The 12,525-nt window shown below is 47.4% G+C and carries 10 protein-coding genes; 2 read left to right on the top strand and 8 right to left on the bottom strand.

Annotated features, from left to right (window positions below; translation table 11 throughout):
* Nucleotides 1-409 precede the first annotated feature (409 nt).
* Both CHL74_RS06815 and CHL74_RS06820 read left to right on the top strand, forming a co-directional pair.
* The gene (locus tag CHL74_RS06815) at nucleotides 410-1,510 is read left to right on the top strand and encodes an MBOAT family O-acyltransferase (protein WP_254923237.1); all 1,101 of its coding nucleotides are present in this window, start codon (nucleotides 410-412) and stop codon (nucleotides 1,508-1,510) included.
* A gap of 5 nt (nucleotides 1,511-1,515) precedes the next feature.
* Nucleotides 1,516-2,418, top strand: a complete 903-nt coding sequence (locus CHL74_RS06820) for a hypothetical protein (RefSeq protein WP_094880419.1) — start codon at nucleotides 1,516-1,518, stop codon at nucleotides 2,416-2,418.
* Nucleotides 2,419-2,593: 175 nt separating this feature from the next.
* Here CHL74_RS06820 and CHL74_RS06825 read toward each other — a convergent pair whose 3' ends face one another.
* From CHL74_RS06825 to CHL74_RS06860, 8 genes are all read right to left on the bottom strand, one after another.
* Nucleotides 2,594-3,745 (bottom strand): PDDEXK nuclease domain-containing protein, encoded by a 1,152-nt coding sequence (locus CHL74_RS06825; RefSeq protein WP_094880420.1) that lies wholly within the window; start codon nucleotides 3,743-3,745, stop codon nucleotides 2,594-2,596.
* Nucleotides 3,746-4,371: 626 nt separating this feature from the next.
* Nucleotides 4,372-6,282: a polysaccharide biosynthesis protein gene (locus tag CHL74_RS06830; RefSeq protein WP_094880421.1), complete on the bottom strand. Its 1,911-nt coding sequence runs from the start codon at nucleotides 6,280-6,282 to the stop codon at nucleotides 4,372-4,374.
* Nucleotides 6,283-6,402: 120 nt separating this feature from the next.
* Nucleotides 6,403-6,990: a sugar transferase gene (locus CHL74_RS06835; protein WP_094880444.1), complete on the bottom strand. Its 588-nt coding sequence runs from the start codon at nucleotides 6,988-6,990 to the stop codon at nucleotides 6,403-6,405.
* Nucleotides 6,991-7,001: 11 nt separating this feature from the next.
* Nucleotides 7,002-8,216 (bottom strand): DegT/DnrJ/EryC1/StrS family aminotransferase, encoded by a 1,215-nt coding sequence (locus tag CHL74_RS06840; protein ID WP_094880422.1) that lies wholly within the window; start codon nucleotides 8,214-8,216, stop codon nucleotides 7,002-7,004.
* Nucleotides 8,217-8,221: 5 nt separating this feature from the next.
* Nucleotides 8,222-9,256, bottom strand: a complete 1,035-nt coding sequence (locus tag CHL74_RS06845) for a glycosyltransferase family 2 protein (protein ID WP_254923238.1) — start codon at nucleotides 9,254-9,256, stop codon at nucleotides 8,222-8,224.
* A gap of 5 nt (nucleotides 9,257-9,261) precedes the next feature.
* Nucleotides 9,262-10,527 (bottom strand): nucleotide sugar dehydrogenase, encoded by a 1,266-nt coding sequence (locus CHL74_RS06850; RefSeq protein ID WP_094880423.1) that lies wholly within the window; start codon nucleotides 10,525-10,527, stop codon nucleotides 9,262-9,264.
* A gap of 91 nt (nucleotides 10,528-10,618) precedes the next feature.
* Complete coding sequence (locus CHL74_RS06855) at nucleotides 10,619-11,659, bottom strand: glycosyltransferase family 4 protein (RefSeq protein WP_094880424.1); 1,041 nt, start codon at nucleotides 11,657-11,659, stop codon at nucleotides 10,619-10,621.
* Between the two features lie 17 nt (nucleotides 11,660-11,676).
* Complete coding sequence (locus tag CHL74_RS06860) at nucleotides 11,677-12,525, bottom strand: glycosyltransferase family 2 protein (protein WP_094880425.1); 849 nt, start codon at nucleotides 12,523-12,525, stop codon at nucleotides 11,677-11,679.

Raw genomic sequence — 12,525 nt, forward strand, 5'->3', positions numbered from 1 at the left:
TGTACTTGGCCATAGCGAAACGCCCTTCATTTTTCCTTTTGCAGTATCGCACAATCTTTGCGTTTTTATGATTTTTAATTCATTCCAGTTTGTCTGGTTGTTCCCAATAATATTTATTGGGTACTATCTCTTGTCGTGTCTATTAGGTAAGAATCTCCCTGAACGACAACGAAAAACGAGCAACGCTTTGTTGCTGATTGTTTCTTATGGATTGTACGCCCAAACCAATGCTGCTTACACGCTCATATTACTGGGTGTTACCTTTGTTACTTACTTTTTCGCTCTGCTTATAGAGAGGAGCGAAAACGACAGACCCAAGAAATTGTTGATAGCTTGCGGAAGCCTGTTAGCATTGCTTCCATTGCTAGTGTTCAAGTATTACAACTTTATCATTACATCAAGCAACGAATTGCTTGAAAAGATCCATTGCGCTACGGTCTTGCCAGGATTAAACTGGGCAGTTCCTATTGGAATATCATTCTTCACATTTCAAGCGGTGGGCTACCTAATGGATGTGTATTATCAGCGCATAAAAGCTGAACGAAATTGGTGGGACTACATGCTCTTCGTCTCCTTCTTCCCGCAAATCATGTCTGGCCCTATCAGCAAGGCTAAAGACCTGTTGCCTCAAATCAAGAGCTACAGGCACTTTGATGAAACTATGGCTTCTCAAGGTCTGAAATGGTTTGTTTGGGGATTGTTCCTTAAGGTGATGATGGCAGACCGACTTGGAATGTACGTTGACAAGGTGTTGGACAATTATATGTTCAATTCAGGTACGTCTTGTCTTCTTGCTACAATATATTACTCTTTCCAGATATATGGCGACTTTGCCGGTTACTCATTCATGGCACTTGGCGTTGGAAAGTTGATGGGATTCAATCTTATCAACAACTTCCAAAGACCATATCTCTCCACTTCCATAACTGACTTTTGGCGTAGATGGCACATCTCACTCTCTACATGGCTGAAAGATTATGTTTATATTCCTTTAGGTGGAAGCAGATGCTCCAAGGCGAGAAATTACTGGAACATCTTCATGACATTCTTGGTAAGTGGTATTTGGCATGGCGCAAATTGGACTTTTGTATTCTGGGGTATTCTCCATGGCGTATTCCAAATCATTGAGAAAATGTTTGGTTGGCAGAAAGTCAACACGACAAATCTGCCAGTGCGTATTGGTAGGATATTCCTTACATTCACTCTTGTCACCATAGCATGGATATTCTTCCGTCAGCCAACCATCGGTGATGCCTTCGGAGTTATAGAAAGAATCGTGACGGACCATGGTGCTCTGTTCAAGCCATCCAACAAAGACGTGGTATTCTCCCTGTTGTCCATTGGTATAGTCGCGTGTGTAGACTTGACAAGAGAGTTCATGCCCAAACGATTCTATCAATTCACGCAAGCTCCAACCGCCATCAGATGGTGCGTATATTGGGCATTACTGCTTCTTGTGTTATTAAGCGGAGTCTTTGACTCCAGCCAGTTTATTTATGTTAGTTTTTAAGCGATATGAAGAAGTTTATTAGTAAGGTAATACTGTTTTTGATAGGTCTTGTGATCCTCGACCAGCTTGTAGGCACCGGTGCGCGTTACTTGGTCGGACATGCCAAAGGAGGAGACACGGGGCTTAACAATTATATCTGTAATCAGATGGAGGAAGAGTGCATCATCTTTGGCTCTTCACGTGGTATGCACCATTATGACCCTAACATCATTACCGACAGTCTGGACATGAGTTGCTGGAACTGTTCGCTTGACGGTAATGGCATAATACTTATGTATGGACGATATAAGATGCTGAGTGCGAGATACACTCCAAAGATGCTTATCTATGATGTGCAGACTTCGTTCGACCTTTTAGAAGGCGACAACCATAAATATTTGGGTGGACTGAGATATTATTATGACTGTCAAGGCATTGACTCTATATTCTGGAATGTAGACAAGACAGAGCGCTTTAAGATGATGTCTAATTGTTATCGCTATAACTCACAATGGCTGCAGCTTATATCCGACAACATCCATCCTCTACAAAGTAATGACAAAGGATACAAACCTATGGATAAGACAATGACTTACAAGCCAAAGAAGACGTTGCTAAAGGAGGAGTACAAATACGATTCTCTAAAGTTGTATTACTTGGAGCGGTTGGTTAAGGAATGTAAGGCCAAAGGCACACAGCTGGTATTTGCTATTTCACCTCAATACGCCTCACATAACGACGATGTGTATAAGCCTTTGAAGGAGATTTGCAGCAGATACCAAGTTCCGCTTCTCAATCACTATTGCGACAAGGACTTTGTGGACAACTCGGATTATTTCTACGATTCTGTGCATATGAACAGGACGGGAGCTACAAAATACACAAAGTTGCTTGTAGGAGAATTGAGGACAATTCGAAATACCAAGTAACATATCAGTTGGTAGAAACAAGAAGACAAACTTAGAGTAGGAGGCAATGACGAGAATCTCGTTACCTCCTAAGTTTGTCTTCTTCCCTTTACCTCATGGCTTCTTGTCAAGACAATATGTTGCACTCTTTGTCTGAACGTGGGTGCGGGGCATTTTATATAATGTGAATATACATTTACAATGATTTGCAAAACAAATCTTTCATCTTATCCAGATCAGGCAAAGCCTTCTGTAATTCTTCAGGCATATCCTGTTTGGTTTTATATGTTGCTACTCCCATTGGGCTGTCGTAGTTCCTTACAACAATGTCAACAAAAGCCTTGTTCATTTCTTTGCATAACACAATACCAATAGAAGGATTTTCATGTGGCTTTTTAACAGTAAGGTCTAATGCCTGTAGATATGTACATAATTGTCCCAAATATGAAGGTTTGAACTTACCGTATTTTAGTTCCACGGCTACCATTGCTGCAAGTTCTCGACTAAAGAACAAAAGGTCTATGAACATTTCTTCTCCTTCAAGTACAACACGATACTGGTTACCCATAAATATGAAATCCTTTCCGAATTGAAGAATGAAATCGCGCATGTTTCTTACAATTTCTTGCTCAACTACACGTTCGTCAATGTCCTCAACCTCCTGTCCCAAATTTTCAGTATTGATGAAATCAAGCAAATATTCATCCTTAAACATTGATATTGTTTTCATTGATTGCTTGATGTCCGGTATCGCTTTCGGAAAATTGTTAGGCATATTGCCTTGATGGTGATATAGGTCATCTGATAAGTATTTCCGTAATACGTACTTGTTCCAATGATGCAGGTTCACTTGATGTATATAGTAGATGCGCTCATCTAAAGTGGTAGTTTTATGCAAAATTTCCATATGATGAGTAAAACTGATGCCCACGAAATCTTCTATACGTAAGTCTGCTGACTCTATAGGCCTGTTAATACAAAGGAGTGTCCTTTCTCCTATTTCAACACCTTCTTCTATCTTATTTTCAAGCTGTTGTAATTGGTTCGCCAATGGCGAACCAATTGAAAGGCATTGCCATTCCTCATAGAAGATACGCATTTTCTTCAAGTTACCAGAAGAAAAACCTCTTAATCCTGGCAATTCACGTTGCAGCCTGTCACTAATATTATCAAGAGCTTTTGTGCCCCAATGCGCTTGCTGTAAATTGATAGACACAAAACGTCCTATACCATAATATAAAGACAATTGTATGGCATTACTTGACTGACTCGCTTGTGCTTGAGCTCGCAAAATAGCCCCTTTTATGGTTTGGACAGCTTTATCTACTGTTATATTGTTTTCTTTCATTATAGCTCATTTTGATGTTATTTACAAAGGTAGTGCTTTTAGCTTTTAAGTCACTATTGCACAAACCCTTTCTTTGAAAAAAACGTAAAATCAGTAGTATTATTGCGATGATCATCTGTTCTGCCGTTTTAAATAACTCACAATGGCTGCAGCTTATATCCGACAACATCCATCCTCTCTTGTCAAAAAAACATGGCTTCTTGTCAATAAAACATGTCTTCTTGTCCGCTATGCAAATATCGTACAAACGGTAAAAAGCTGTTACAAAAGAAAAAATTGATTCTAGAGTTCCGGTTTGCTGTTTTTACGGTGTTTTGCTGTGCAAACAGCACCCGAACTTAACAATAGCGCACTTTTACACTACAATAGTGCCACTATTAGAGTGTAAAAGTGGCGCTATTGCATGATAAAAGTGGCACTATTGTAGTGTAAAAGTGGCGCTATTGCAGCAAAAACAGGCTTCTTGCTGCTTCTTTTTTTTGCACACTCTCCTCACAAACTTTCTAATTCACTGTGTATAAACCGTTTATCCTTGCACGCTCAAAACTCAAGAATTTCGCACCAAAGATTTTGTTGTGCGCTGAGCGAGGAGTATTGAGCGTTAGGAATGCAAATATTGTGTCGGCTTACTTGTCAAGCACTTCGTACACGGAGTTGTTGCTCTTGAATTCCGGCACGATTTCCTTCATCTTCTTTACGGTCGCCATGTCGTCGTAATGCTTGCTTATCTCGACGAGGTCTTCGATGTCGCGCTCCACGGTGTCGTAGTCGTACTGGCGCACCTTGGCGATGCGGATTTTGTCGTGGAAGGACGGCATGGTGGTCTCCTCCTTGTTGAGCACCTCTTCATAGAGTTTCTCTCCGGCACGCAGACCAGTGTACTTAATCTCCACACCCGTAGCTCCACTCAGCTTTATCATGCGCTTCGCAAGGTCGGCAATCTTGACAGGGTTGCCCATGTCGAAGACAAATATCTCGCCGCCGTTGCCCTTCGTGCCAGCCTCAAGCACCAGCTTGCAAGCCTCGGGGATGAGCATGAAGAAGCGAATGATGTTGGGGTCGGTGACCGTAACGGGGCCGCCAGCCTTTATCTGACGCTTGAAGAGAGGGATGACCGAACCGTTGGAACCGAGCACATTGCCGAAGCGGGTGGTGACAAACTGCGTGACGCCTTTTATCTTGCCCGTCTTGATGGCATGGTCGAGGCTCTGTACGTAAATCTCGCAGATGCGCTTTGAGCATCCCATCACGTTAGTGGGATTGACAGCCTTGTCCGTGGATATCATCACAAACTTCTTTACGCCATACTTCACCGCCATGTCGGCAAGAATCTTCGTGCCGTAGACGTTGTTCTCAATGCTCTCGCTCGGATTGTTCTCCATCATCGGCACGTGCTTGTATGCGGCGGCATGGAACACGTAGTCAGGACGATAACGGCTGAAGATGTCCTCCATGCGTATTATTCCGCTTACGGAGGTGACTATTGTCTCAGCCTTTATCTCGGGGAAGTTCTTCGCCATCATGAGGCGGATGTCGTGCTGCGGCGTCTCGGCGCTGTCGATGAGCACCATCTCGCGCGGACCGAACTTGCATATCTGCTTCACTATCTCGCTGCCGATGCTGCCAGCCGAGCCTGTCACAAGGACGCACTTGCCACGGAGCGTGTCTGCCACGCTCTCCAAGTCGATCTTTATCTCGTCGCGCGGAAGAAGGTCTTCGATGCTCACCTCCTTAAGCTGCTGTGTCTGCGGCTGCGCCGGATTCCATTCGTTTGCCTTCGGGATGTATATATGTACGCCAGCCGACAGCAGGTCGTCCTGCAGTTCCTTGTTGTTTCGGAACGAGTCGAGCGCTCCCTGCGCCACGAGCAGACACTCCACGTGATGCTTACGTATGACGTTCTTCAGATTGGAGTCGAGCGGATAGACGCTCAGTCCCATCAGCACACGATGCTTCACATGCTCCTCATCGCTCACAAATCCGGCTAGCGACATCTTTAGCGTCTTGTCGTTACGCACCTGCTTGGCAAGTCCCATGCCGCCCTTCGTCACGCCGTAAATCAGCGTGGCACGGGCATTGAGCTTGTCAATGGACACGTCATACACCGTCTTCACCAGCACACGCACAGCCCACAGCAGAAGCGTGGACAGCAGGGAGGCGAGCATTATGTCGGCTCCTCCGACGTATACGGAGCGGAAATACGGTATCTGCATCATTCCGAAATGAGCCACGTATGACAACACAGCACCGGTAAGGACAGCATATCCTACCCGCTGCAGATCGACGAAAGAGGAATAGCGGAGGATGCCGTCATAGGTATGAAAGATCTTGAAGCCGATGGCGTGGAACAACACGAAGATGCTGTTGAAGGTAACCAGCTGCCATAAGACGTTCAGAGCCTCCACTCCACTGTTCATCTTCGTATAGACAAACATGTAAGAGAGGAACACTATCAGGCAGTCCATCGTGAAGATACACCAATAAGGCAATGAGTTCTTACTGAAATACCAATTTATGAGTCTATTCGTAAAGTGCATTTTGTTTCATTTTTCTTATATATCTTAAACGTAGTTTTAACATATATATTGCATAAGAAACGCCACTATTTGGGGTTTATGTCCAAATAGCGGCGTTTCTTTCTTTTATCTATAATGTCATTACCTTGCTATTCCGCTGAACGTGGCAAAGATAATGCGGAAGTATTCGCCGACGGTGGGATGTGAGATATACCTCATATTGAGGGCTATCTTGGCGGGCATAATCTCCTCCACGTAGGCACGGTCAGGGTCTGCTGCGGCACCGAGAATGCGGTTTTCGTCAACATACTCGATGGACGCCCAGTCTGTCACTCCGGGACGGACGCTGAGCACACGACGCTGCTCCGGGGTGTAGAGGCGTGTATACTTCTCCACCTCAGGACGCGGACCCACAAGACTCATATCACCCTTCAGCACGTTCCAGAGCTGCGGGAGTTCGTCGAGCTTATACTTGCGTATGAACAGTCCTGTGCGGGTGATGCGGTTGTCGCGTTCGCCGACGGTGATGAGTCCCTTGCGGTCCGACCCCACTCGCATGGAGCGGAACTTATACAGACGGAAGGGCACGCCATTGCGACCCACACGCTCCTGCGAATAAAAGCCGCCGCCCTTGCTCTCGAGGCGTATCAGAACATAAAGCACTATGAACAGTGGCGAAAGCGCTATCAAGCCCAGAAACGAAAACAGGATATCGAAGAATCTGGTCATACCCATGATCTTTACTTGCCCATTACCTTATTGTGTGCTTCCACTACGGTACGGATGACGAAGTCAGCCTGCTCGTCTGTGAGCTGCGGATAGATAGGCAGCGAAATTTCGTGTGCGTAGTTGCGGTAAGCCTGCGGGTAGTCCTTGATGTCATAGCCCATCTCACGGAAAAGCGTAAGCATAGGCATCGGCACGAAGTGTACGTTTACTGCCACTTCTGACTTTGCTATCTCCTGAATGATTTCGTCGCGCTGCTGCTCCGTCACGTCCTTTATGCGAAGGGCGTAGACGTGGTAAGAGCTTTCCTTGCCGGGAGTGATCGCAGGAGGAGTGAGCGCCCAGTCATACTGCTTCAGTGTGTCGTTATAACGTGTGAAGACACGCTTGCGCTCCTTGAGAAGATCCTCATACTTGCGTATCTGTGCCAGTCCGATGGCGGCATTTACGTCGGCAAGATTACACTTCATACCCTGACCGATGATGTCGTAACGCCATCCTCCTGCCTTCGACTTCGTGAAGGCGTCCTTCGTCTGGCAGTTGAGAGAGAAGAGGCGCATGTCGGCATAGAGCTTGTCATTGTCGAAGGGTTCGGGCATGTTAAGGCAGATGATGCCGCCCTCAGCCGTCGTGACGTTCTTGACGGCGTGGAGAGAGAAGATGGCAATGTCGGTCTCTGAGCCTGAACGCTTGCCGTTGTAGTGTGCGCCGATGGAATGGGCAGAGTCGCTTACCACAATTATTCTGCCCAACTGACGCTGTACGTCGGACGTAGGAGAGAACATCGCCTTCACCTCCGGTTCTGACACGAGCGACATGATGGCATCATAGTCACAGGGGAAACCGGCTATATCAACGGGAAGAATGGCCTTAGTGCGCGGCGTGATGGCACGGCGGATGGCTTCCACAGAGATGTTGAAGTCCTCACCGGAGTCTACCATTACCGGCTTTCCGCCAGCCCAAAGCACGGCAAGCGCTGTGGCAGAATAGGTGTAAGCCGGCACGATGACCTCGTCACCGGGCTGCAGTCCGAGCCAACGGAGCACCAGAATGGCGCCCGACGTCCACGAGTTGACACCAAGAGCACGGCGTGCGCCCGAAAGCTTGCATACTTCTTCTTCGAGAGCCTTCACCTTCGGACCGGTGGTTATCCAGCCCGAACGCAGCGAGTCGGTCACTTCGTTTATTACATCATCATCAATATATGGGGGTGAGAACGGTATTTTCATAATTATTATCTATTTACGTTTACTGTCATTTTCTTGTTTGTCAACACCTTATACAAGCCTTTTATATAGCCGAAGCCATAACTCAAGTGGAGGTTGAGGAAGATGTATGGCATGTAAAAAGCCAAGGCAAAGCGCTTCTTGCGCAACGCTGTCTTGATGCCGAACATGAAGCCAAGGGCGAAATACAGCGCCATTACAGCCAGATAAATGTAGGCTATGATGGGCGAAACAAAGCTAAGCAACGCTCCCAGCACTATGCCTATGCAGAAAAGCAGGGGGAAGAACTGGCGCACGGTGGCTGGCGTTCCGAGCTTGCGGTTCACCAACGGCTTGAACAGTCCGTACTGCCAGTACATACGACGCGTCTTTGCGATGGTGTCTCGCGCAGCATACTCAATGACGATGTCGGGGATAAGGAATATCTTTCCGCCGTTCTTGATTATGCGTCCGTTGAATTCGTCGTCCTGATTTCGCGTCAATTCGGGATCGAACATGCCAATCCTGTCGAACAAGTCGCGATGGAAACAGCCGAAAGGCACGGTGTCGACCTGCTTTATCTTGCTGGCGCCGATACGAAAATCAGAACCTCCGACACCGAAAGAATGACACAGACACAGGGCTATGGCAAGCGCCTTGGTACTGTCGTTGGCAGGAAGCGTGTTGCACACGCCGCCCACATTGTCAGCCTTTAGCTCGTAAAGATAACGGACAAGGCGTGAGAAATAGTCCGCCGGGTACTTGCAATGCGCGTCTATGCGTATGACCACGTCGCCCGTAGCCTGGGCAATGCCGTTGTTGAGAGCGTAAGGAACGGTTCGCTGAGGATTATCAATGAGCTTGAAGAAGGGATGTGTCTTGGCATACTCTGTGATAAACTCACGTGTGCCGTCCTTGCTCATACCGTCAATCAGAAACACCTCCATACGGTCCTTGGGATAGTCTTGTAGAGTGATACTCTCAAGGAGTCCTTCTATGAAGCGACGTTCCTGATAGATGGGACAAACTACTGTTATCTTAGGATTGTTCATTCTGTCTGTCATTATGATTAAAGACGTGCGTCTATGATATCGCGCGACAATACGCCCTTAACGTCATAAACCACGCTGTTCGCGGCACGAACGGCAGAGAAGTCAATGTCGCGGAACTCGTTGTGGGCTACGGCGAGGATTACGGCGTCATACTTCTCGTCCGGAAGCTGCGTCTTGATGCTGATGCCATACTCATGCTCAACTCTTTCGGCGTTAGCCCACGGATCGTATACGTCGATGTTATGGGTGTATTCGCTAAGGGTGTGATAGATGTCCACCACCTTAGTGTTGCGGATATCGGGACAGTTCTCTTTGAACGTGATGCCGAGAATGAGAATCTTGGCGTCCTTGACGAGGATGCCTTTCTTGTTCATACACTTCACCACCTGATTGGCAACATAGTCGCCCATGCCGTCATTCAGTCGACGTGCTGCAAACATCACACGCGGAAGAACGCCATACACCTGTGCTTTCTGGATGAGATAGTAAGGGTCGACGCTGATGCAATGTCCGCCTACCAGACCCGGCTTTAGCTTGATGAAGTTCCATTTGGAAGCCGCTGCCTCAATGACGTCGTTGGTGTCGATGCCCATAGCGTTGAATATCTTTGCCAGCTCGTTCATGAAAGCGATGTTGACGTCACGCTGCGAATTCTCTATTATCTTCGAAGCCTCAGCCACACGGATGCTCGGTGCCTTGTGTGTGCCATTGACAAGAACGGAGTTGTAGACACCGTCCACGATGTCAGCCACCTCGGGTGTAGAACCAGAGGTAACCTTCTTTATCTTCTCCACGGTGTGAAGCTTGTCGCCCGGATTGATGCGCTCGGGGCTGTAGCCTGCGAAGAAGTCCTCGTTATACTTCAGTCCGCTCACACGCTCCACTACGGGCAGACACTCTTCCTCAGTAACACCGGGATAGACGGTCGACTCATACACGACGATATCGCCCTTCTTTATCACCTTACCCACTGTCTCGCTGGCACCCCAAAGCGGCTTGAGGTCAGGATGGTTGTTATTGTCAACGGGTGTAGGTACGGCTACAACGTAGAAGTTGCAGTCGCGTATATCGTCGAGGTTGGTGCTACAGACAAAGTTATGGTTATGTATAGCGTCGCCAAGCAATTCATCAGACACTTCCAGTGTGGAATCATGACCTTGCATAAGTTCGTCTACACGATGCTGGTTCATATCGAAACCAACAGTCGGATACTTTGTTGAGAAAAGACGCGCCAATGGCAATCCCACATATCCAAGTCCGATAACAGCAATTTTTATTTCCATTTACATTATATATTTAAAAATACATACAAAGTTAATATATTTATTTGAAACGTGACGCCATTTGCTTGAATAACAATTACGGCAGACGCCACTAAGCAATTTCCTCGGCTATTGTACGGATTACCACCGGCGGAAGATAGGCCTGTGCCGACTGTATGCAGTTGAGTTTCATCGGGACAAGGCGGTCCTGACATTTATAGATGTCGAGGATTATCTCTGCAAGGCGGTTGACGTCGCGCGTGGGGAAGATGAAACCGTTCTTGTTGTCAGTTATGATGTTGGCATTGTCGTGCCAGTCGCTCGCAATAATAGGCAGACCAGCAGCGAATGCGTCTATAACCGTGCCAGCCAAACCCTCACCCGGATAGTATGTAGGGAAGAGCAAGGCAGTGTATTCTTTCAGCTTGAAGACGCTCTTATCGAACTCCACCCTGCCCCAATAAGCCACAGTTTCGGGCATCGAAGCCTTTACGGCATCAAACCAAGAACGGTCACAAGCCTCCACATTGCCGTACATGTCGAGTGTGGCAATGGTCTTGCCTGCCTTTTCGTTGGCAAGGCTCACAGCCTTTATGGCATCTTCTATGCCTTTCGTGGGGGTGATACGTGAGAAGATGCAGAAGCGCATCGGACGGAGATTATATCCGGAAAGCTCGTCAGAGGTGAGAATACGCAGGGGCTTGCAGTTGGGCATCACCACGACACGATGCAGCCCCAACCCGGCAAGCGAGTCTTTCATGTTCTTCGTTTCGGGATAAATCATGTGCAGACGCTTGGCGAAACACAGAAGCCAGCGGTTACGTCCGAGGAGTTCGGCAAGCCATCCTCCTATCACTACATAATGGATACGGCGTGAGAAAAGAAGATTGTAAATCACTACAAGGGGCAGAATCACCTTTATGCCGTTCTGGGCGGGAAGGATGATGACGTTACGGCTGCGTGCCACGCAACCGAACAACTGAAAAAGAAGACGCAGAACAACACTCTTGCCGCCGGCTGTGTCCACCCGCTTTATTTCAGACGCCCCGTACAACGACTCAAGTTCGTCGGCCACGATGCGTGTCTTGATGGTCTGTCCGTTGTAGCTGTTGTTATTCATATCAAAATTGCCAATGATGCTTATCTTTCTCATATCAGATTGTTTTTAGGTTAGTTGGTATTTTTTTTTCCAAGGAAATTCGACAGATGTTCGCGCAAAAGATAGTATACCTTCATCGCTACGAAGCGCGGAAATGACATGTGTGTCAATGAGACTGTAGAGAGATGCTGCTCCCGGGTCTTGCTCATCAGCTCGCTTATCATGCCCATCTGCTTCAGCAGACTGCGAGTTTTCTTTGCTCCGACAGCATTGTGGGCATGCTGACGATAGAGCATAAGCGGCTCAGGTTCGGCTACGACCACGCCCTTGTTCCACAACACGGCGATGGCAAACCACGCATCGTGCATCACTATCTTTTCTGAATAAGGGAAGCAGACGTCCTTTGCCTTCTGATTGAGCATCATCGTACAGCCCGGCATATTGTTATAGAAAAGATGATAATACTTGTCATTGAACACGGACATCGGATAATGGCGGAACTTCCAGTACGATTCGGCGAAGACGTTGAGCTTCGCATCCACCAGCTTCAGATTGGTGCAGGCTATGACAGGACAGCCCTCATGCTCTGCCTCGCCTTCCTGCATGCGCTTCAACGTCAGCTCCACCTTGCGCGGAAGCCACACGTCGTCATGGTCGCAAAACATGTAATAGTCGGCTTCCACATTGCGCAGCATCCACATAAATCCCTCTTTAGCTCCGAGATTTCTGCTGCTTGGCATGACGATGATGCGACTATCGCGCTCAGCCAGCTCATGTATAAGGGCTAAGGTGTTGTCAGTAGAGGCATCATCACGGATGTATAGCCTCCAGTCGGTGTAAGTCTGGGCAAGCAGAGAACTGACCTGCTCCTCCAGATAGTTCATGCCGTTGTATGTAGAGAGTAATATTGCTAATTCCAT

The organism is Prevotella sp. 885 (genome assembly GCF_002265625.1).
Classification (GTDB): Bacteria; Bacteroidota; Bacteroidia; order Bacteroidales; family Bacteroidaceae; genus Prevotella.